This window comes from Nonomuraea sp. NPDC052634, assembly GCF_040678535.1.
Classification (GTDB): Bacteria; Actinomycetota; Actinomycetes; order Streptosporangiales; family Streptosporangiaceae; genus Nonomuraea; species Nonomuraea fastidiosa.
The window spans coordinates 651,173-672,184 of the sequence record NZ_JBFATY010000002.1; the positions used below are offsets into that span (position 1 = coordinate 651,173).

Below are 21,012 nucleotides of genomic sequence, written 5' to 3' on the forward strand. Positions count from 1 at the left end.
TCCGATGTTTCGCCACCACCACGCGAAGGGGTCGGCCAGGCACCCGAAGGCCGAAATACGCCTGAACCGCCTATTTCTGACCCTTCACACCATCGACGACATAATCCCCGAGCCAGAAACCACCGAGGCCCTGACCGAAAACCCGCAGCCTTAAATCCATGCCCATTCCTTGGGATGACCTCCGAGCTCTTGGGCGCAAAATCGGCCACGAAATGGGGATGCAGCGGGAAGAGCCCGCACCCGTCCTTGACGGGCGTACAACCACGTAATAGAACACGTTTCAGGAATCGCTTGACCAAGCGCTTGACCTACGAGGTGACCCCGCGTGCACATCGACCTGGTCGACAGGGACCTTTACGCGACCGCAGGACCCCCTCACGCCCAGCTCGCCTGGCTGCGCGCGAACTCACCGGTCCACTGGCACGACGGCGAGCCGGGCTTTTGGGCCGTGACCCGCTACGACGACGTCGTGCACGTGTCGCGGCACTCCGAGCTCTTCTCCTCCCACCGCAGGCTCGCTCTTTTCGACGAGTTCGAAGAGGACCAGATCGCGCTGCAGCGCCTGATGATGCTCAACCAGGACCCGCCCGAGCACACCAGACGGCGCGCCCTGGTGAACCGGGGATTCACCCCGCGTACGATCGGCGCGCTCGAACAGCACATCCGCGACATCTGCGACGACCTCCTCGACAAGGTGTCCGGCGAGGTCGACTTCGTCACCGAGATCGCCGCGCCCCTCCCCCTGTACGTGATCTGCGAGCTGCTCGGCGCTCCCGTGGCCGACCGCGACAAGCTGTTCACCTGGTCCAACCGCATGATCGGCGCCCAGGACCCCGACTACGCCCCCAGCCCGGAGGAGGGCTCGGACGCGGCCATGGAGGTGTACGCGTACGCCAACCAGCTCGCCGCGCAGCGCCGCGCCAACCCCAGGGACGACATCGTCACCCGGCTCCTCCAGCCCAACGAGAACGGCGAGACCCTCGGCGAGGACGAGTTCGACCTGTTCGTCCTCCTGCTTGTCGTGGCCGGCAACGAGACCACGCGCAACGCGGCCTCCGGCGGCATGCTCGCCTTCTTCGAGCACCCCGGCCAGTGGGACCGGCTGATCGCCGACCCCACACTGGGCAAGACGGCCGCCGACGAGATCGTCCGCTGGGTCTCGCCCGTGAACCTCTTCCGCCGCACCTCCACCACCGACCAGGTGCTCGGCGGGCAACAGATCAAGGAGAACGACAAGGTCGTCGTCTTCTACGCCTCCGCCAACCGCGACGCCTCCGTCTTCCCCGACGGCGACGTCTTCGACATCGGCCGCGACCCGAACCCCCACATCGGCTTCGGTGGCGGCGGCGCCCACTTCTGCCTCGGCAACCACCTCGCCCGGCTCGAACTCCGCGTCCTCTTCGAACAGCTCGCCCGCCGTTACCCCCGCATCCGCCAGACCGGCGCGGCCCGCCGCCTCCGCTCGAACTTCATCAACGGCATCAAAGAACTCCCGGTGAGCGTCGGCTGACCGACCCTTCGGACAGGCGACCCGCACGCGGCACGGGCGCCGCACCGGGCGGGTCGGCTGACCGACCCTTCGGACAGGCGACCCGCACGCGGCACGGGCGCCGCACCGGGCGTACAGCGCACGGGGGAACGGAGCAAGCTCAGGACAGCACGAGCGCCCGCGCGGTGCGCGGCGCGGGCGCCACAGCGGACACTCCGTCTGCGGAGGCAGCCCAAGCGCCTGCGCGGTCCACGCGCTGCGGTCATGCGCTGCGGTCCGTGTGCTGCGGTCCGTGTGCTGCGGTGCCTGTGCTTGAGCGGTCCGCGCGCTGCGGTCCATGCGCTGCGGTGCCTGTGCTTGCGGTCCGTGCGTTTGAGCGGTCCCTGCGTCGAGTAGCTCACAAGCCGAGGCGGTGCACGCATCGGATCACCCCCGCACTGGGCGCACGCGAGGTAGCCAGCACGTGAGCTGGGCAGCGCGCACTGGGCACCCCAGGCAGCGGCGACGGCTCGCACACCGGGCGCACGCGTGCTGGACAGGCGCGCTGGGCAACCCAGGCGGCAAGGGCAGCTCGCACCACCAGGCAGCACACCCGCTGAGCGACCCACACGCCGAGGACAGCCCACGCGCCAGGGACAGCCCACACGCCGGGAGCAGCCCACGCGCCAGGGACAGCCCACGCCCCGAGGACGACCCACCCGCCGGTAGACCCACACACGAGGCCCGTGCGCTGGGGCGACCTACATGCCCGAGACGGCCTGCACGCCGAGAGCAGCCCACACGCCGGGAGCAGCCCAAGCGCCGGGAGCAGCCCACGCGCCAGGGACAGCCCGCGCGTCGAGAGCGGCCGGCGCAACAACCCGCCACATGGCAGACCGCCTGCAGCGACCGGCCCTTACAGCAGCCGCCGACTCCCCTCACCCGCACGGCGATCGGCCCCTCACCGTGACCGGCCCCCGCAGCGAACGACGGAGGTGGGCGGTGTGTTCGCGCAGGTGGCCTCAGGCAGGGGAACCCGTGCGAAGGGGGTAGCCGTCCGCGGGGCCGGCCCGAAGGCGGCCGTGGACAGGGCGAGTCCGCGATCAGGAGGTGACCGGCCGCCCGGGTCAGCCGGAAAGAGGGCTCTGGGAGGGGTCAACGGTAGCGGGATCTTCGGCGGGCGGCGCGGATGCGGGCGAGGATGCGGGTGGTCACTTGGGGGGCGGGTCGCCAGCCTTGCTCGATCAGGGTGTCGGCCACCTGGTGGAGGAGGCCGGCGATCTGGCCGGGGATGACGTCTCGGCGGACGGCGATCACCCGCCAGCCCTGGCGGCGCAGCTCCTCGCGGCGGTCCGCGTCGCGTTGCTGGTCGGTCGGCGAAGTGTGGTGTTCGCGCCCGTCGTACTCCACGGCGACCTTGAACTCCTCCCAGCCCAGGTCGAGATAGGCGCAGCGGTCGTCGCCCAACTGCACCTTGATCTGGGTGGTGGGTCTGGGGAGGCCGCCGTCCACGAGGATGACCCGCAGCCAGCTCTCCCGTGGGGAACCGGCTCCCTTGTCGGCGAGGCTGAGGGTGTCGCGCAGGCGCCAGGAGTTGAGCGGACGATGCCGCAGCGCCTCCATGTCGACGCCCCGCCGCGCGAACTGGTCGAGGATGGCCACCGCCTCCATGCGAGGCAGCCAGCGGGCGCAGTCGAGGGCCGTGCGCTCCCTGGTCGTGAGACGGACGCCCTTGTGGTCGGTGACGTCCTCCTGCGGGAGCGGGGCCAGGTACGTCACGCAGTCGGCGACCGCCAGGTAGCTGGGAGCGATCACTTCGACGGGCCACTCGGACTCGGGGGTGGTCAGAGCCTGCAAGCCCCAGATATGAGCGGCCGTACGACCGCAGGCCACGGCTTGAGGGATGGCCGAAGTGATCCGACGGGCGCGTTCCGTCAGGGACACGGTCGTTCCCATGCCTACGAACGCGGTCGTATCGAGCTGTGAGGATGTGGTCGTTCCGGGGTCTGCGGGTCCGGTCGTACCGGACCCTGAGGATGTGGTCGTTCCGCGGTTTGAGGATCCGGTCGTACCGGCGTCGGGAACGGGTGCGTGCGCGAACGGTTGCCAGGTGGTTGAGCTCCTGAGGGGCTTGGTGGGGTGAGCCATGGGTTGAGGGTGGCGGAGGGTGGCCGGTTGCGGAGGGGCCGAGCGTGGTTCTGTGGATGAAGTGAGGTATCCACAAGCCTGTTGTTCGGCCCTCTCCGTCGGCCAACTTGGCCTCTCCCCGTCGGCCAGCCCGGCCCCTTCCCGGCGGCCAACTCGGCCTCTCCCCGTCGGCCAGCCCGGCCCCCTTCCGGCGGCCAACTCGGCCTCTCCCCGTCGGCCGGCCCGGCCCCTTCCCGGCGGCCAGCCCGGCCCCTCTCCGTCGGCCGCCCGATCCTTCCCGGCGGCAAGCTCGGTCCTTTCCACCCCGGCTTGCCTTTTGGGCCCAGTCGCTTCGCCGCTCATTGGGCTCGGTGAGCGGGGCTCCTGGACCGTCAGGGGTGGAGGGTCAGGCCCTTGAGGGATTTGTCGACGGGGGTCTTGGGGCCGTAGACGGAGACGCCGACCAGGTTGAGGTCCTCGGCCGAGTACGCCCGTACGGCGGCGCGGTTGTCCTCGTCGTTGCCCGTCTTGAACATCTCCTCGGTGTAGACCGCCACGCGCAGGTCCCGCGCCTTCGCCTTCTCCCGGACTTTGCGCAGCTCATCGAGGTCCGCCTGATAGATGACCACGGGCTGGCGGAACATCGGCAGGTACGGGTTCCCCGACCCGTCCTCGTAGTCCTCCCCCATCACCTCGGGCACCCCGCCGGCGATGGCGCTGGCGAGGAAGGCGGTGACGTTCAGGCGCTGCCAGGCGGCGAGGTCCGAGCGGACGACGATGCCGATTTTGGTGTCGAAACGCATGTTCGGCAGCATTCCGGGCCTGGGTGTCATCCGTATAGAACGCTCGTGCGCCACCGCCGGCCCGGCCCCGAGCGCCCAAGCCCGGGCACTCGGGCGCCCCGCCGCGAGACCCCAGCGCGCCAGATCTCAGCGCACCAGACCTCAGCGCACCAGACCTCAGCGCACCAGACCTCAGCGCACCAGACCTCAGCGCACCAGGCCCCAGCGCGCCAGGCCCCAGCGCGCCCCTACGCGGCCAGGATCGGCTGCCAGTTCGGGACCTCGTGGTAGCGGCGCAGCTCCGCCAGCCCCGCCACGATCCCGCCCCACGCCGCGTACGGCGGCCGGGACTCGTCGAACCCGCTCTGCACCAGCGTCAGCCGCGTCTTACCGCCGGACCCCTCCAGCTCCCAGGTGCCGACGCCGTTCTCGCCCCAGCCGATGGAGAGCTTGCGGGCGGGCTCCAGCTCCAGGATCTTGGCGGGGTCGGGGTCGTTGTCGAAGCCGCCCATGGCGAACCGCCCGCCGACGTGCGGCTCGATCTCGATGGGGTACCCGAACCACTTGGTGACCGCCTCCGACGACGTCAGCGACTCGAAGATCCGCTCGGGCGAGGCCGCGATCTCGACGCTGGTGCGCAGCTCGGCCGAGGTGAAGTCGGTCTTCTCGGTGAGCGGGCGGCCTTCGAGGTACTCGGCGAGGTTGGCGAGCACCAGGCACCAGTACGTCTGGAGCACGCCCCTGATGCTCTTGCCGGTGATGACGTCCTGGAAGTCGAAGTGCGTCTGCGACAGCGTCACCACGGTGTGGTCGCCGTCGGCCTCCCAGGTCAGCTCGCTGGTGGTCTCCTCGCCGTCGAGCAGCCAGGAGAAGCCCAGCGTGCGCTCGTCGGCGTGCAGCAGCCGCTGGTGCGGCGCGTCGCCCTCGGGCGTCGTACGCCCCCAGAACGCGAAACGTCCCGCCTCGAGGTCGACGTCCACGTGCTCGGCCAGCCAGACGCGCAGCGCGTCGGGGTCGGTGAGCGCGCGGCGCACCTGGTCGGCGGTGGCGGGGATGCGGGCACGAAGAATCATCGGCTCATTCATCGTCTGGTTCTCCTTCTGGCTGGGGTACGGCGTGGGGGTAGCAGGCGACCGCCAGCTTGAAGGCGTCGCCCTCACTGCCGCCGTAGCGGGTGAAAAGGTCTTGCAGCGTGGTCTGAAGCTCGTTCAGGAACTCCTGCCGCCGCTCCGGGAGCACGCGGATCTCGCCGGACAGGCCGATCGACGGGAGCTCGGGGGCGCTGCGGTCGAGCGCCGCGATGTCCGCCTGCACCTCCTCCATGAGGTCGAGCAGGTAGCCGAGGCTCAGCTCGTCGCGGACCTTGCGCAGCCCGATGCGGCCGACGAGGCGCGGCGACAGCCAGTACGACCGTGCGCCGGCCTGGTAGATGCCCTCGTGGACGCCGCGCACCTTGCGCTCGGCCACCTGGTCCACCAGCCCCGCCTCGACCAGCCGTTTGACGTGGTAGTAGACCCGCTGCGGCGTCTGGCCGAGCGCCTGCGCGACCTCTGAGCAGGTGCGGGGCTCGGCCAGCTGCCGCAGCACCTCCACGCGCTGCGGCTTGAGCAGGGCTTCGGCCTGCTCGATCTCTTCCAGGTACAGGACGTCTCTCATTGCAAAAATCATGTTTTACGTAAAAACTGGCTTTGTCAATAGCATGGGAAGGGTGACGCACGACTGGTCCCGCTACTGGAGGTCGCCCGACCGGCCTCTGGAGGCCATGCACGCCCACTTCGAGCGGCACGTCTACCACCGGCACAGCCACGAGACCTACTCGTTCGGGGTCACCGAAGACGGAGCCCAGTCGTTCACGTGCCGGGGTGCGGCGCACACGAGCGCCGCCGGGATGATCATGGCTTTCAACCCCGAGGACCCGCACGACGGGCACGCCGCCAACGCGCTCGGGTTCACGTACCGGATGGTGCACATCGGTCCCGAGCTGGTGGCGGACGCGCTGGAGGACGCGACGGGACGGCGTACGGGTCTGCCCCTCTTCGCCGCACCCGTGGTGGACGATCCGGCCCTCGCGGGCGCGCTACGCGCCCTGCACGCCGCGCTCCTCGACGAGACCGGCCGCGCGACCGCTCTGCGCCGTGACGAGCTGCTCGCCGCCACGATCGCGCAGATCGTACGGCGTGCCGCCGCCTCCCCTATCGCGACCGCCCGCGTACGCCCCCATGCGGTGGCCGCCCGCGCCAGGAGCGTCCTGCACGACCGCCTGACCGACGATCTCACCATCGACGACCTCGCCAGGGCGGCGGGAGCCAGCCGGTACGCGGTCTACCGCGCCTTCCACGACGCCTACGGCCTCGCGCCCAGCGACTACCAGCGTCAGCTCCGGCTCAGGAGGGCCCGCGACCTGATCGCGTCCGGCACGCCCATCGCGCAGGCGGCCGCGTTGACGGGCTTCGCCGACCAGAGCCACCTGACCCGGTGGTTCACCCGCTGCTTCGGCCTGACGCCGGGGGCCTACCGCGCCGCCATCACCACCAACCGCTGAGCGTCCCCCGGGCACCTCGGTCGCGGTCGGACGTGACACCTCGCGGTCAGGCGTGCCGTCTCGCGATCGAGGGCGCCGCCTCGCACCTCTCGGCCGAAGGCGACGCTAGGAGGCGCCGGCCAACGCCGGAGAAGAGCGCCGGGAAGGAGGCGGAAGGCGCGAGGGAAGGGGCCGGCGAGCGTCGGGGAGCCGCTGGGAATCCTCAGGGTCAGGGCCAGGAGCTGTCGTCGTGGGGGTCGCCGCCGTCCCTGAGCAGCCGCAGATCCGCCTCCACCATCATCGCCACCAGCTCGTCGAACGACACCTTCGGCTCCCAGCCGAGCTGCGCCCGCGCCTTCTTGGGGTCGGCGCACAGCAGGTCGACCTCGGCGGGCCTGTGGAGGGTCGGGTCGGTGACGACGTACTGCTCCCAGTCGAGCCCGGCCGCGCTGAAGGCGGCCTCGACGAGCTCGCGCACCGACTTCATACACCCGGTGCCGATGACGTAGTCCTCGGGGTGATCGGCCTGCAGCATCAGGTGCATGGCCTTGACGTAGTCGCCGGCGAAGCCCCAGTCGCGCCGCGCCTCCAGGTTGCCGAGCCGCAGCTCGCTGGCCAGCCCGAGCTTGATCCTGGCCACGCCGAGCGAGACCTTCCTGGTGACGAACTCGGCGCCGCGGCGCGGCGACTCGTGGTTGAACAGGATGCCGGAGACGGCGAACATCCCGTAGGACTCGCGGTAGTTCTGGGTGAGGAAGTGGCCGTACGCCTTGGCCACGCCGTACGGGGAGCGCGGGTGGAAGGCGGTGCGCTCGTTCTGCGGGGTCTCGCTGACCTGCCCGAACATCTCGGAGGACGAAGCCTGATAAAAGCGGATCTGTCCGCCGGAGGCCGAGCCGCCCCGCGACACGCCCGAGCACACCCGGATGGCCTCCAGCATGCGCAGCACGCCCATCCCGGTCACCTCGGCCGTGAGCTCCGCCTGCTCCCACGACATCGGCACGAACGAGATCGCGCCCAGGTTGTAGACCTCATCGGGTTGAACGCGTTCCACCGCCGAGATCAGCGACCCCTGGTCGAGCAGGTCGCCCCGCACCACCTGGACGTCGGAGAGCAGCTTGCGCATCCGCGACACGCGCGGGTTCGCCTGACCGCGGGCCAGGCCCCAGACCTCGTACCCCTGCTCCAGGAGATGCTCCGCCAAGTAAGAACCATCCTGGCCGGTGATTCCGGTGATCAGAGCGCGCCTGGCCAAGGGGTCCTCCAACGATCGCCTGCCCCATCCCTCAGGGACGGAATGTACCGCCAAGCACCTCTACGAGGCACCAAGTCGTCTAGAACACGTTCCACCGAACCACACTCGGTCACGAAGATGTCGCAGTTCGCACGCCCTGTGACAGTGTTTGTGAACAATTCCAGCCGACCTACCGAATGGTAGCCTTTTCGGACTAAGGTCATCTGCCACGGTACACGCCCGATCCTGGGCCCTACCGGCGGAGAAAGGGGTGTCCGTGCGGGAGCCAAAGCTGCGGATCGCGCTTCTGTCCTACCGCAGCAAGCCCACCTGTGGTGGTCAGGGTGTCTATCTCCGTCATCTCAGCCGGGAACTCGTCGCGCTCGGGCATCACGTCGAGGTCTTCTCCGGCCAGCCGTACCCCGAGCTGGACGAAGGCGTCATCCTGCAGAAGGTGCCGAGCCTCGACCTCTACCGCGACGAGGACCCGTTCCGCACCCCCAAACTGCACGAGTACCGCGACTGGATCGACTGGCTGGAAGTCGGCACGATGTGGACGGCCGGCTTCCCCGAGCCGCTGACGTTCACCCTGCGGGCCTACCGCGAGCTGAAGAAACGCGTCGGCGACTTCGACGTCGTCCAGGACAACCAGACCCTCGGTTACGGCCTGCTCGGCATCAAGCGGCTGTTCCCCGTGGTCGGGACCATCCACCATCCGATCAGCGTGGACCGCCGCATCGAGCTGGAGGCCGCCGAGGGCGCCAAGAGGCTGAGCCTGCGCCGCTGGTACGGCTTCGTGAAGATGCAGGCCCGCGTCGCCCCCAGGCTCAGCCCCATCCTCACGGTCAGCGAGTCGTCGCTGGCCGACATCCACCGGGACTTCAACGTCCCCCAGGCCAACATGCGGCTGATCCCGCTCGGCGTGGACACCCGCTACTTCCACCCCCGCCCCGAAAAGCCGCGGCGCAAGGGCTCGATCGTGGCGGTGGCCAGCGCGGACTCGCCCATGAAGGGCGTGGCCACGCTGCTGCGCGCGGTGGCGAAGCTGGCCACGGAACGCGACGTGCACCTCACCGTCGTCAGCAAGCCCACCCCCGGCGGCCCCACAGAGCAGCTGGTGCAGGAGCTGTCGCTGCAGGACAGGGTGCGCTTCGTGCACGGCATCTCCGACGACGAGCTGGGCGAGCTGATCGCCACCTCGGAGATCTCCGTCGTGCCCTCCCTGTACGAGGGCTTCTCCCTGCCGGCCGTCGAGCACATGGCCTGCGGCACGCCGCTGGTCGCCAGCCGTACGGGCGCGCTGCCCGAGGTGGTCGGCGACGCGGCCGTGCAGGTGCGGCCGGGCGACGCCGAAGAGCTGGCCGCGGTGCTGCGCCGCCTGCACGACTCGCCCGAGGAGCGCGAGCGCGTGGGCAAGGCGGGCTACGACCGTGTCATGGAGCGCTACACCTGGCACGTCGTGGCCAAGCGGACCGTCGAGGCGTATCACGAGGCCATCGAGAACCACAAGAGGAGAGGCAAGTAGTGCTGACCGTGGACTTCGCCCGCCTTCCCGTGGGCCCCGGCGTGCGCGTGCTCGACCTGGGCTGCGGCGGCGGCAGGCACGCGTTCGAGGCGCTGCGCAGAGGCGCCGACGTGACGGCGTTCGACATGGACCAGTCGGAGCTGGACAGCGTCGCGGCCATGTTCACGGCCATGGACAAGGCGGGCGAGGTGCCGGAGGGCGCCACCGGGGAGATCGTCCAGGGCACGGCGCTGGACATGCCGTTCGAGGACGGCAGCTTCGACCGGGTGATCGCGGCCGAGGTCCTCGAGCACATCCCCGACGACATGACGGCCATGCGGGAGATCTTCCGCGTGCTGCGTCCCGGCGGCACGGCGGCGGTGACGGTGCCGAGCTTCCTGCCCGAGCGGATCTGCTGGGCGCTGAGCGAGGCGTACCACACCGCGCCGGGCGGCCACGTGCGCATCTACACGCTGGCCGAGCTGTCGGCGAAGCTGAAGTCCGTCGGGTTCGAGATCGGGCCGCACCATTACGCGCACGGCCTGCACTCGCCGTACTGGTGGATCAAGTGCGCGGTCGGCGTGAACAACGACGACCACCCGCTCGCCAAGGCCTACCACCAGCTCCTGGTGTGGGACATCATGAAGCGCCCCGCCGCGACCAGGATCGCCGAGAGCCTGCTCAACCCGATCATCGGCAAGAGCGTGGTCCTCTACATCAGGAAGCCATGATCTCCCGCGCGGAGGTCGTGCGGACGGCCGAGAGCATCGCCGCGATCCAGCAGGAGGACGGCGGCGTTCCGTGGCCCGAGGGTCACGTCGACGCGTGGAACCACGTCGAGTGCCTGATGGCGATGTCCGTGGCCGGCCTGCGCGAGCCGGTACGCCGCGGCTACGCCTGGCTGGCCCGCCACCAGCGCACCGACGGCTCATGGCCGATGAAGCTGGTGGGCGGCGAGCCCGTCGAGCGGGGCGGCGAGACCAACCACGCCGCCTACGTCGCGGTCGGCCTCTGGCACCACCACCTCGTCACCGGCGATCGGGGCTTCACCGAGGAGCACTGGCCGATGGTCAAGGCCGCGCTCGACTACGTGGCGGGGCTGCAGACCGAGCGGGGCGAGATCGTCTGGGAGCGCGACGCGCAGGGCAGGGCCGCCTCGTACGCGCTGCTGACCGGATGCTCCTCCATCCACCAGGGGCTGCGCTGCGGTGTGCTGCTGGCCGAGCTCCTGGGCGACCCGCAGCCGCACTGGGAGCTGGCGGCCGGGCGGCTGGCCCACGTGGTGGCGGCGCACCCGGAGGCGTTCGCCGACAAGAGCCGCTTCTCGATGGACTGGTACTACCCGGTGCTGGGCGGCGCCGTACGCGGGCGTCAGGCGGTCGAGCTGCTGGAGCGCGAGTGGGAGACGTTCGTGGTGCCGGGGCTCGGCATCCGGTGCGTCTCCGACCAGCCGTGGGTCACCGGGGCCGAGACGTGCGAGCTGGTGCTGGCGCTCGACGCGCTGGGCGACACCGAGCGGGCCAAGGCCCTCTTCACCGACGTACAGCACCTGCGGCACGAGGACGGCTCGTACTGGACGGGCTGGCAGTTCGCCAACCAGCGGCACTTCCCGCACGAGCGCTCCGGCTACACCGCCGCGGCGGCGGTGCTGGCGGCGGACGCGCTGCTCGGGCTGTCGGGCGGGTCGGGGATCTTCCGCGACGTGGACGGGACCGCCGTGTCCGATCCCGAGGTGTGCGGGTGCGCGGCCGTACGCGGGGCCGAGGAAGGCCGCTGACCGGCGCCCGAGCCCGCCGTACGCACGTCGTACGCACCTCGCACGCGACGGAGAGCCGCTCAGCGCCGCACAAGCGCTTTTGCCGGTTCTTTGCCGGGGAAATCCGGTGCGCCGCCGCCGAACGCCCTAATGCGGTTACTAGCTTCGTGTCTGGCCGTACGAGGCGTCTTCGGGGGAAGCGTGGGCGACACGGGCACAACTTCGTTCTTGGACCAGGTCAGGACCGAGCCGACAACCCTGCCGGCACTGTCGCGCCCGAAAGGGCTGCTGAGGCTGCTGGCGAAGGACCCGCTGGAATCCGATCTGAGCCGGCGCAGGTTCCGGCTCAGGGGCGGCACCGCCCGTACCGTCTTCGGCAAGGCCGAGCAGTCGTACGTCTTCGGCTACAACGCGGCGATCTCCCGCGAGATCGAGAAGGTCGAGGAGATCCCGCAGGAGCAGCGGCCCTTCGGCTACGAGGGCGCCGCCGCGGCGTGCACGGTGCTCGACCTGCTCACTCTGACCCGGGGCCGGCGCCTTCACGAGCTACTGGCCGGCCCCGCCCAGCATCACCGCCACGCCGCCTACCTCGGTGCCGGGCGCGGCTACGCGCTGCTGCGGCTGCGCCCGGTGTGGGGCGCGCGGCGGGCGCATCCGCTGCTGCGCTGGCTGGCCGTGGACGGGTTCGGCTTCCAGTGGGGGCTGTCCAGGACCGACCGCATGGTGGGCGAGCGCATGATGCCCGACCTGCTGACCCGGGCGCACTGCGCGGTGTTCGACCAGGGCCTGGGGCGGCTGCTGTGGTACCACGACTGCGCCTCGCCCGACGACGTGGCGGCGCGGATCGCGAGCTACCCGCCCTCGCGCCGGGCCGACCTGTGGAGCGGGGTCGGGTTCGCGGCGACCTACACCGGCGGCGCCGAGGCCGACGAGCTGTGGTGGCTGACGGAGCACGCGGGGGCCGACGGGTTCCGCGCGTACCTGGCGCAGGGGTGCGCGTTCGCGGTGAGCGCGCGGCTGCGCTCGGGGCTGCTGCCCGACCATGCGGCGCAGGCCGTGCCGATCCTGGCGGGCGCGGAGCCCGACGAGGCCGCCTCCTGGACGGACGAGGCGCTCATCGCGCTCGGGCACGAGGCGCACACGAATGAGGACTTCCAGCGCTGGCAGTCGCGGATCCGCCAGGCGTGGACCCGCAGGCACCGCTACTGACGGGCGCGAGGTGCCAGGTGCGACTCAGATGCCGGGCGCGACACGTTCCAGTACGCGCAGCGACCCCGTCACGGCCACCTCGGCGAACGCGCCGGAGGCCAGCGCCCGCAGATAGACCCGGTACGGGGCCTGCCCGCCGTCGGCCGGGTCGGGGTAGATGTCGTGGAAGACGAGCGCGCCTCCGGTCCTGACGTGGGGCGCCCAGCCCTCATAGTCGCGGGTGACGGGCTCGTCGGAGTGTCCGCCGTCGATGAACAGCATGCCGAGCGGGGTGTTCCACAGCCTGGCCACCTGCTCGGAGCGCCCGACGATGGCGATCACCTCGTCTTCGAGACCGGCGGCGGCGATGGTGGCGCGGAAGAACGGCAGCGAGTCCATCTTGCCGAAGCGGGGGTCGATCAGGCTGGGGTCGTGGTGCTCCCAGCCGGGCTGGATCTCCTCCGAGCCCCGGTGGTGATCGACGGTGACGACCACGGAGCCGGTCTGGCGGGCCGCCGCGCCGAGGTAGATGGCCGACTTGCCGCAGTAGGTGCCGATCTCGCCGATGGGGCCGAGCTTGCCGTAGCGGCGGGCCGCCTCGTAGAGCGCCAGGCCCTCGTCGTCCGGCATGAAACCCTTGGCCTGCTGGGCCGCGCGCAGCAGCTCTGGCGGCATCGTCATAGCCCTGCACCCTAGCCGAACCGAATAACATTCCGCCGGGCTCTTGCCGGGCCGTTCTGCAACCTGTTCTACTTGGCACGTGAATCAGCGCGCTCGCATCGCGATGCCGGAGGACGAGATCGCCGCGTTCCTCGAAAGCTCCGGCAAGCTGCAGCTGGCCACCATCAACCCCGACGGGACGCCGCACCTCGTCACCATGTTCTACGGCCTCGACGAGGGCCGGATCGCGTTCTGGACCTACCGCAAGTCCCAGAAGGCCCGGAACATCGCCCGCGACCCCCGCGTGAGCTGCCTGGTCGAGGCAGGAGAGAGCTACGACGAGCTGCGCGGCGCGCTCGTCTACGGCACCGCCACGCTCGTGGAGGACCGCGACCACGTCATGGCCATCGGCCTCAAGGTCGCCCGCCGCACGACGCCGGGAGTGGCCGACGAGCTGCTGCTCCCCTACGTCGAGAAAACCGGGCTCAAGCGGGTCGCGTACGTCGTCGAGCGCACCAGAGTGGTCTCATGGGATCACAGGAGGCTCAGATGAAGGTGAAGGTCGACGAGCTGGTCTGCGAGGCCAACGCCGTGTGCATGGGGCTCGCACCCGAGGTGTTCGAGGTGGACGACGACGACCAGCTGCACATCCTGCTCCCCGAACCACCCCCCGAGCTGCAGGACCGCGTCCGCCACGCGGTCAGGTCCTGCCCGAAAGCCGCCCTGTCCATCGAAGAATAGCCGCACACGGCGGACCACCCCCAGGCACGAGGAGGAACTTCCATGCGCGCCGCGATCCTGCACGCCGTAGGCACCGACAGCAAGCTCGACCTCCGCGACGACGTCACCCTCGCCCCCGTCGGGCCGGCCGACGTCCGGGTACGGATCCGGGCCACCGGCGTCTGCCACTCGGACCTGTCGGCCATGTCCGGCGTGCTGCCGCAGCCGGTGCCGCTCATCCCCGGCCACGAGGGCGCGGGCGAGGTGGTCGAGGTGGGCGAGCACGTCAGCTCGGTCAAGCCGGGCGACCACGTGGTGATCAGCTGGCGTCCCGCGTGCGGCGAGTGCGACCTGTGCGTGGGCGGTCAGCCGTTCCTGTGCATGAAGTACCTGATCGAGTCCTTCAGCAAGGGCAACTTCCGCTTCGGCGGCGACAACGCGACGGCGTTCGGCATGGCCGGGTGCGGCACCTGGGCGGAGGAGGTGATCGTGCCCTGGCAGGGCGCGATCAAGATCGACGACGACCTGCCGTGGGAGGCGGCGGCGCTGATCGGCTGCGGCATCACGACCGGCGTCGGCGCGGCCATCAACACCGCGAAGGTGCGGCCCGGCTCCACGGTCGTGGTGATCGGCTGCGGCGGCGTCGGCCTGTCGGTCATCCAGGGCGCCAGGGTCAGCGGCGCGCGGACGATCCTGGCCGTGGACCCGCTGGTGTCCAAGCACGAGCTGGCCAGGAAGGTCGGCGCCACCCACACCACCACGCCCGAGCAGGCGGCCGAGGCGGTGAAGGAGCTCACCGGCGGCGCGGGCTTCGACTACGCCTTCGAGGTGGTCGGCAAGTCCGCGACCATCCAGAGCGCCTGGCAGCTCGCCCGCGCGGGCGGCGACGTGATCGTGGTGGGTGCGGGCGCGCTGGACGACATGGTGTCGATCTCCGCGTTCAACCTGCTCTTCGACGGCAAGAACCTGCTGTCCAGCCTGTACGGCGAGGCCGACGTGCGACATGACTTCCCGTACTTCGCCAAGCTCTACAAGGCCGGGCTGCTCGACCTCGAATCACTGATCAGCGCCCGGATCCGGCTCGGCGACCTCAACGACGCCGTCGAGGCGCTGCGCGGCGGCGAGGTGCTGCGCCAGATCGTGGTGATGGACTGACGCCCGGACGCGCTCCGCGCCGCAAGGAGACGCCGGCGTGGTCGGGGCCTCCCGCACAGGGGCCTCCCGCACAGGGGCCTCCCGCACAGGGGCCTCCCGCCCAAGAGGAGAGAAAGCGGACATCCGGACATACGCCGGCCGGCGCCCCCGCAGGGACGCCGGCCGGTCCGGTCCCCCGCCGCTCAGGTGGTGGAGAAAGCGGCGTCGAAGGCCTGGCTCGGCGGCGTGATGGCGTTGAGCCTGCGGATGTAGCTCAGCGCCTCCTTGGCCCCGTCGAGCCGGTCCATGCCGGCGTCCTCCCACTCGATCGAGATCGGCCCGTCATAGCCGATCGCGTTGAGGGCGCGGAAGCAGTCCTCCCACGGCACGTCGCCGCGGCCGGTGGAGACGAAGTCCCAGCCCCTGCGCATGTCGGCCCACGGCAGGTGCGACGACAGGCGGCCCTTGCGGCCGTCGCCGACGCGGACCCGCGTGTCCTTGCAGTCGACGTGGTAGATGCGGTCCTTGAAGTCGAGGATGAACCCGACCGGGTCGATGTCCTGCCACACCATGTGGGACGGGTCCCAGTTGAGGCCGAACGCCGGCCGGTGGCCGATGGCCTCAAGGGTGCGCACGGTGGTGTGGTAGTCGTAGGCGATCTCGCTCGGGTGCACCTCGTGGGCGAAGCGCACGCCGACCTCGTCGAAGACGTCGAGGATCGGGTTCCAGCGGTCGGCGAAGTCCTGGTAGCCGGCGTCCACCATCGAGGCGGGCACGGGCGGGAACATCGCGACCGTGTGCCAGATCGACGAGCCGGTGAAGCCCACCACGGTCTTCACGCCGAGCGCCGCGGCGGCGCGGGCGGTGTTCTTCATCTCCTCGGCCGCGGCCTGCCGCACCGACTCGGGGTCGCCGTTGCCCCAGATGCGGGCCGGCAGGATCGCCTTGTGCCGCTCGTCGATGGGGTGGTCGCAGACGGCCTGGCCGACCAGGTGGTTGGAGATCGTCCACACCTTCAGGCCGTGCTTTTCGAGCTGGGCGCGCTTCTGCTCCACGTAGGAGGGGTCGGACACCGCCTGCTCGACGTCGAAGTGGTCACCCGAGCAGGCGATCTCCAGGCCGTCGTAGCCCCACTCGGCCGCGAGCCTGCACACCTCCTCGAACGGCAGGTCGGCCCACTGCCCGGTGAACAGCGTGATCGGTCTCATCAGTCCTCCACCTCCGTGTAGCGGCTGTTGTCGGCCGCGCTGCGCTCGACCGCCTCCAGCACCCGCTGCACCCGCAGGCCGTCGGCGAACGACGGCGACGGGTCGGTCCCGTTGGCGATCGCTTCCAAGAAGTCCTTGACCTCGTGAGTGAACGTGTGCTCGTAGCCGAGGCCGTGGCCCGGCGGCCACCAGGCGCCGACGTACGGGTGGTCGGGCTCGGTGACGAGGATCCGCTCGAACCCGCCGCCGCCCTCGCTGTACCACAGCTCGTTCATCGACTCGAAGTCGAACGCGAGGCTGCCGCGCGAGCCGTTGATCTCGATGCGCATGGCGTTCTTGCGCCCGTTGGCGAAGCGGGTGGCCTCGAAGGAGGCCAGCGCGCCGCCGGACATCCTGCCGATGAACAGCGCGGCGTCGTCGACCGTGACCGGACCGCGCTCCGCCGAGCCGGTGGCGCCCAGCCCCGCCGACTCGGTGGCCAGCGGGCGCTCCTTGATGAACGTCTCCGTCAGCGCGGAGACGCCCAGGAGGTTCTGGCCGGTGATGAACTGGGCGGCGTCCACGATGTGCGCGCCGATGTCGCCCAGCGCGCCCGAGCCCGCCTTGTCCTTCTGCAGCCGCCAGACCAGCGGGAACTCCGGATCGACGATCCAGTCCTGCAGGTAGACGGCGCGGACGTGGCGGATCTCGCCGACGCGTCCCTCCTCGACGTACCGGCGGGCGAGCGCGACCGCGGGCACCCGCCGGTAGTTGAAGGCCACCATGCTCTTGCCCGGTGCCTTGGCCGCCGCCTGCGTCATGGCCTCGGCCTCCGCGACGGTGTTGGCCAGTGGCTTCTCGCAGATGACGTGCTTGCCGGCCTCAAGCGCGGCGATGGCGATCTCGGCGTGCGAGTCGCCGGGCGTGCAGATGTCCACGATCTGCACGTCGTCGCGTCTGACCAGCTCTCTCCAGTCGGTCTCGACGTCGGCCCAGCCGAGCTGCGCAGCGGCCGCCTCGGTGCGTTCCTTCGACCGTCCCGCGAGCACCGCCATGCGCGGTGCGAGCGGCAGGTCGAAGAACGCTCCGACGCTGCGCCAGGCCTGGGAGTGGACGCGGCCCATGAAGGCGTAGCCGACCATGCCCACGCCGATGGTGGTCTTGTCTGACATGCAACCCCCGATCAGGTTCAGGATTCGAAGCCGAGCGCCAGGTAGTTCTCGACGTTGTCCTTGGTGATGGTCTCGGACGCGAGCGTTATGGACTGGGGCACCTGGTTTTCCACCAGATCACTCATGCCCTTCCCCTGTGCTATCAGACGCGCCAGTTTGATCGCCGAGGAGGCCATGGTCGGGCTGTAGGTGACCGTCGCCTTGAGCACGGACGTGCCCGACTGGATCTCCCGCATCGCGTTCAGCGAGCCGGCGCCGCCGACCATGATGAACTCGTCGCGGCCCGCCTCCTTGATCGCGGCCAGCACGCCGACGCCTTGGTCGTCGTCGTGGTTCCACATCGCGTCGATCTTCTTGTGCGCCTGCAGCAGGGAGGTGGCGACCTCGTTGCCGGTCTCCACGGTGAACTGCGCGTCCTGCTTGGCGGTGACGCTGAAGCCGTACGTCTTCAGCGCGTCCTCGAAGCCCTTGCTGCGCTCCTGGGTCAGCGGCAGGGTGGCGATGCCCTGGATCTCGACGATCACCGGGTTCGACACGCCCTTGTCCTTGAGCTGCTTGCCGATGAAGTGGCCGGCGGCCACGCCCATGCCGTAGTTGTCGCCGCCGATCCACGTCCGGTAGGCCAGCTTGTCGGGGAAGATGCGGTCGAGGTTGACGACCGGGATGCCCGCCTCGGTGGCCTGCAGCGCCACCTGGTTGAGCTGCTGGCCGTCGTTGGGCAGGATCACCAGCGCGTCCACCTTGGCCGCGATCAGCGACTCCACGGCGGAGATCTGCTGGTTGATGTCGTTGGTGGGCTCGACGGGCTTGAAGTCGATGTCGGAGTACTGCTTCGCGGTCGCCTCGGCGTTCTTGGCGATGGCGGCGATCCAGCCGTGGTCGGCGGCGGGGGCCGAAAAGCCGATCGTCACCTTCTCGCCCGGCTGGTCGTTGCCGCCGGTGGCCGCGGCGGACGGCGCGGGCGCCGCGCTGCTCGGCGCCGCCGCCGGTTCGTTGCTGGTGCAGCCCGCCGCCAACAGCACGGCTCCGCCGACGAGGAATCCCCTGCGCGCGACGTGGTCACTCATGGTGCTCTCTCCTTCAGGTTCCGCCGCTGGAGAAGGACGGCGACGACGATGATCAGGCCCTTGGCGATCAGCTGGTCGCTGGTGTTGAGCCCGTTGAGAATGAAGAGGTTCGTGATCAGGGTGAAGATCAGCAGGCCCAGGATCGAGCCCATGATCGTGCCCCTGCCCCCCGTGAGCAGCGTGCCGCCGATGATGACGGCCGCGATGGCGTCCAGCTCGTACAGGTCGCCGTGGGTGGACGAGCCCGTCGTCGTGCGCGCCATGATGAGAATCGCGGCGATGCCGCAGCACAGCCCCGACAGGGCGTACAGCAGCATCGTGTGCCGGCGTACGTCGATGCCGGCCAGGCGGGCGGCCTCAGGGTTGCCGCCCACCGCGTACGTGCGCCGCCCGAAGGTCGTGCGGTTGAGCACGATCCAGCCCAGCACCACGACCAGGGCGAAGATGTAGACCATCAGCGGGATGCCGAGCACGCGGGTGGTCGACAGCTCCACGATGGCGGTGTTCTCGGGCTGGATGAGCTGCGTCTTGCGGTCGGACATGCGCTGGGCCAGGCCGCGGGCGGCGACCAGCATGGCCAGGGTGGCGATGAACGGCACCAGCCGCCCGTAGGCGATGAGGATGCCGTTGACCAGCCCTGCCCCGGTGCCGACGAGGATGGCGCACATGGCCATCACCGCCGGCCCGTACGACTGTGTGGCGACCGTCGTCGCCCACACGCTGGCCAGCGCCATGACCGCGCCCACCGACAGGTCGATGCCGCCGCCGATGATGACGAACGTCGCCCCCACGGTGATGACGCCGATCGTGGCGGCCAGCGACAGGATGCTGACCAGGTTGGAGGCGGTCGCGAAGTTCTCGGGTCTGGTGATCAGGCCGACGATCACCAGCAGCGCCAGCGCGCCGATCAGGCCGAGGTGGCGCATCTCGGTCACCCCGCGGATCGACGGCCGCATCGGCAGCACCGCCTTCGCGGCGGGCTGGTCTGTTGCGGGCTCGCTCATCACGCCGCCCTCCCATTCATGATCATGTCCAGTACGCGATGCTCGTCCAGCTCGGCCGCCTCGCCCTCGTGGATGACCCGGCCCTCGCGCAGCACCAGCACCCGGTCGGCCAGGCCGAGCACCTCGGGCACCTCGCTGGAGACCAGCAGGACGCCGATGCCCTGCTCGGCCAGGTCGCGGATGACCGCGTACAGCTCGGCCCGCGCGCCCACGTCCACGCCCCTGGTCGGCTCGTCGAGCAGGAGCAGCTTGCGGCCGCCGAGCAGCCAGCGGGCCAGCACGGCCTTCTGCTGGTTGCCGCCCGACAGGGTCCTGATCGGGCGTTCGGGGTCGGGCGGGCGGATGTCGAGCATCTCCGCCAGGCGGCGGGCCTCGGCGCGCTCCCGCTTGCGGTCGAGCCAGCCGAATCTGGCGAAGCCCGGCAGCGTGCCCAGCGTGATGTTCGCGGTGACGCTCTGGTCGAGGAGCAGCGCCTGAGCCTTGCGCTCTTCGGGGGCGAGGCCCATGCCCCCGCGTACGGTGCCGACGACGCTGCGCCGCATCGGGCGGCCGTCGAGCAGGACGCGGCCGGTGGCGGGGCGGGCGCCGTACACGGCTTCGAGGATCTCCGAACGGCCGGAGCCGACGAGCCCGGCCAGCCCCACGATCTCCCCGGCCCGCACCGAGAACGACACCCCGGAGAAGACGCCGGGCGAGCTCAGGTTCTCCACCCGCAGCACCTCCTCACCCGGAGGGCGCTCGGCCCTGGGCGGGAAGACGTACTCGACGTTGCGGCCGGTCATGAGCGAGACGATCTCGGAGGTGGGCGTGTCGCGGGCGGACAGGCCGACCGCGACCGTGCGGCCGTCCTTCAGCACGGTCACCCGGTCGCCGATCTCGCGGATCTCCTCCAGGCGGTGGGAGATGTAGACCACGGAGACGCCCTGGGCGGTCAGCTCGCGGATGATGCGGAAGAGGTTCTCCACCTCGTCGTGGGCGAGCGCGGCCGACGGCTCGTCCATGATGATGAGGCGGGCGTCGTGGGAGAGCGCGCGGGCCATGGAGACCACCTGCTTGGCGGCCGGTGACAGCCGCCCGACCTCCGCCGACGGCCGGATCTCCGGGTGGCCGAGGCGTTCCAGCACGGCGGCGGCGGCGCGGCGGCCGGCCGCCCTGTTGACGAAGCCGAAGCGGGCGTGCTCGTGACCGAGGAAGATGTTCTCCGCCACGGTGAGCCCGTCGACCAGGTCGAGCTCCTGGTAGATGGTGGCGATGCCGAGCCTGATGGCGTCGATGGGGCTGCTCGGGCGGGCCTCGGTCCCGTTGAAGGTGATCGTGCCCTCGTCCGGCTGGTGCACCCCTGCCAGCACCTTGATCAGGGTGGATTTGCCGGCGCCGTTCTGGCCGAGCAGGCAGTGCACTTCGCCCGCCCGTACGTCCAGATCGACTCCGTCCAGCGCGCGCACGCCGGGGAACTGCTTGACGATGCCCTTCATGACCAGCATCGGG

20 protein-coding genes are annotated in these 21,012 nt (G+C 70.3%); 9 read left to right on the plus strand and 11 right to left on the minus strand.

All coding sequences use genetic code 11. The features are described from left to right. Positions 1-325 precede the first annotated feature (325 nt). Complete coding sequence (locus AB0K67_RS15585) at positions 326-1,510, plus strand: cytochrome P450 (RefSeq protein ID WP_364059272.1); 1,185 nt, start codon at positions 326-328, stop codon at positions 1,508-1,510. A 1,113-nt stretch (positions 1,511-2,623) separates the two neighbouring features. Here the strand turns inward: AB0K67_RS15585 and AB0K67_RS15590 are convergent. The 4 genes from AB0K67_RS15590 to AB0K67_RS15605 form a co-directional block, all read right to left on the minus strand. Next, entirely contained in the window at positions 2,624-3,325 is a 702-nt protein-coding gene (locus tag AB0K67_RS15590) for a DUF559 domain-containing protein (RefSeq protein WP_364059275.1), read from the minus strand. A 662-nt stretch (positions 3,326-3,987) separates the two neighbouring features. Next, positions 3,988-4,398, minus strand: coding sequence for a DUF2000 domain-containing protein (locus AB0K67_RS15595; protein ID WP_364059278.1), 411 nt, complete (start codon positions 4,396-4,398; stop codon positions 3,988-3,990). Between the two features lie 227 nt (positions 4,399-4,625). Next, complete coding sequence (locus tag AB0K67_RS15600) at positions 4,626-5,462, minus strand: SRPBCC domain-containing protein (RefSeq protein WP_364059281.1); 837 nt, start codon at positions 5,460-5,462, stop codon at positions 4,626-4,628. Next, positions 5,455-6,033: a helix-turn-helix domain-containing protein gene (locus AB0K67_RS15605; RefSeq protein WP_364059284.1), complete on the minus strand. Its 579-nt coding sequence runs from the start codon at positions 6,031-6,033 to the stop codon at positions 5,455-5,457. Before AB0K67_RS15605 ends, AB0K67_RS15600 begins: the two co-directional genes overlap by 8 nt. A 52-nt stretch (positions 6,034-6,085) precedes the next feature. Between AB0K67_RS15605 and AB0K67_RS15610 the strand changes: the two genes are divergently transcribed. Beyond that, on the plus strand, positions 6,086-6,919 hold the full coding sequence (locus tag AB0K67_RS15610; protein ID WP_364059287.1) for an AraC family transcriptional regulator: 834 nt from the start codon (positions 6,086-6,088) through the stop codon (positions 6,917-6,919). A gap of 208 nt (positions 6,920-7,127) precedes the next feature. On the opposite strand, the gene AB0K67_RS15615 is transcribed toward AB0K67_RS15610, so the two are convergent. Further along, positions 7,128-8,153, minus strand: coding sequence for a GDP-mannose 4,6-dehydratase (locus AB0K67_RS15615; RefSeq protein ID WP_364059290.1), 1,026 nt, complete (start codon positions 8,151-8,153; stop codon positions 7,128-7,130). A 250-nt stretch (positions 8,154-8,403) separates the two neighbouring features. On the opposite strand from AB0K67_RS15615, the gene AB0K67_RS15620 reads away from it, so the two are divergent. The 4 genes from AB0K67_RS15620 (at position 8,404) to AB0K67_RS15635 (ending at position 12,601) form a co-directional block, all read left to right on the plus strand. Further along, on the plus strand, positions 8,404-9,657 hold the full coding sequence (locus AB0K67_RS15620) for a glycosyltransferase family 4 protein (protein WP_364059293.1): 1,254 nt from the start codon (positions 8,404-8,406) through the stop codon (positions 9,655-9,657). Beyond that, entirely contained in the window at positions 9,657-10,367 is a 711-nt protein-coding gene (locus tag AB0K67_RS15625; protein ID WP_364059296.1) for a methyltransferase domain-containing protein, read from the plus strand. The genes AB0K67_RS15620 and AB0K67_RS15625 overlap by 1 nt, the downstream gene beginning before the upstream one ends. Next, positions 10,364-11,413 (plus strand): prenyltransferase, encoded by a 1,050-nt coding sequence (locus AB0K67_RS15630; RefSeq protein ID WP_364059299.1) that lies wholly within the window; start codon positions 10,364-10,366, stop codon positions 11,411-11,413. The genes AB0K67_RS15625 and AB0K67_RS15630 overlap by 4 nt, the downstream gene beginning before the upstream one ends. A 207-nt stretch (positions 11,414-11,620) precedes the next feature. Next, the gene (locus AB0K67_RS15635) at positions 11,621-12,601 is read left to right on the plus strand and encodes a DUF1702 family protein (RefSeq protein ID WP_364059302.1); all 981 of its coding nucleotides are present in this window, start codon (positions 11,621-11,623) and stop codon (positions 12,599-12,601) included. Positions 12,602-12,625: 24 nt separating this feature from the next. On the opposite strand, the gene AB0K67_RS15640 is transcribed toward AB0K67_RS15635, so the two are convergent. Beyond that, positions 12,626-13,255 carry a class I SAM-dependent methyltransferase gene (locus tag AB0K67_RS15640; protein WP_364059587.1) on the minus strand — a complete coding sequence of 210 codons (630 nt, stop codon included), beginning with the start codon at positions 13,253-13,255 and terminating at the stop codon, positions 12,626-12,628. 85 nt (positions 13,256-13,340) lie between these two features. Between AB0K67_RS15640 and AB0K67_RS15645 the strand changes: the two genes are divergently transcribed. Genes AB0K67_RS15645 through AB0K67_RS15655 form a run of 3 tightly spaced genes read left to right on the plus strand, consistent with a single transcriptional unit; the run spans position 13,341 to position 15,115 of the window. Continuing rightward, positions 13,341-13,793: a pyridoxamine 5'-phosphate oxidase family protein gene (locus AB0K67_RS15645; RefSeq protein ID WP_364059305.1), complete on the plus strand. Its 453-nt coding sequence runs from the start codon at positions 13,341-13,343 to the stop codon at positions 13,791-13,793. Beyond that, the gene (locus AB0K67_RS15650) at positions 13,790-13,981 is read left to right on the plus strand and encodes a ferredoxin (protein ID WP_138716482.1); all 192 of its coding nucleotides are present in this window, start codon (positions 13,790-13,792) and stop codon (positions 13,979-13,981) included. Before AB0K67_RS15645 ends, AB0K67_RS15650 begins: the two co-directional genes overlap by 4 nt. Before the next feature lie 42 nt (positions 13,982-14,023). Beyond that, entirely contained in the window at positions 14,024-15,115 is a 1,092-nt protein-coding gene (locus AB0K67_RS15655) for a Zn-dependent alcohol dehydrogenase (protein WP_364059309.1), read from the plus strand. Between the two features lie 182 nt (positions 15,116-15,297). On the opposite strand, the gene AB0K67_RS15660 is transcribed toward AB0K67_RS15655, so the two are convergent. From AB0K67_RS15660 to AB0K67_RS15680, 5 genes are read right to left on the minus strand one after another with little or no spacing between them, the layout of a single operon-like run. Further along, positions 15,298-16,305: a sugar phosphate isomerase/epimerase family protein gene (locus AB0K67_RS15660; RefSeq protein ID WP_364059590.1), complete on the minus strand. Its 1,008-nt coding sequence runs from the start codon at positions 16,303-16,305 to the stop codon at positions 15,298-15,300. Beyond that, a complete protein-coding gene (locus tag AB0K67_RS15665) occupies positions 16,302-17,453 on the minus strand; it encodes a Gfo/Idh/MocA family oxidoreductase (RefSeq protein WP_364059312.1) in 1,152 nt (383 codons plus the stop codon). Before AB0K67_RS15665 ends, AB0K67_RS15660 begins: the two co-directional genes overlap by 4 nt. A gap of 17 nt (positions 17,454-17,470) precedes the next feature. Beyond that, positions 17,471-18,520: an ABC transporter substrate-binding protein gene (locus tag AB0K67_RS15670; RefSeq protein ID WP_364059315.1), complete on the minus strand. Its 1,050-nt coding sequence runs from the start codon at positions 18,518-18,520 to the stop codon at positions 17,471-17,473. Beyond that, positions 18,517-19,524, minus strand: a complete 1,008-nt coding sequence (locus tag AB0K67_RS15675; RefSeq protein WP_364059318.1) for an ABC transporter permease — start codon at positions 19,522-19,524, stop codon at positions 18,517-18,519. The genes AB0K67_RS15670 and AB0K67_RS15675 overlap by 4 nt, the downstream gene beginning before the upstream one ends. Continuing rightward, entirely contained in the window at positions 19,524-21,008 is a 1,485-nt protein-coding gene (locus AB0K67_RS15680) for a sugar ABC transporter ATP-binding protein (RefSeq protein ID WP_364059321.1), read from the minus strand. Before AB0K67_RS15680 ends, AB0K67_RS15675 begins: the two co-directional genes overlap by 1 nt. Between the last annotated feature and the right edge of the window lie 4 nt (positions 21,009-21,012).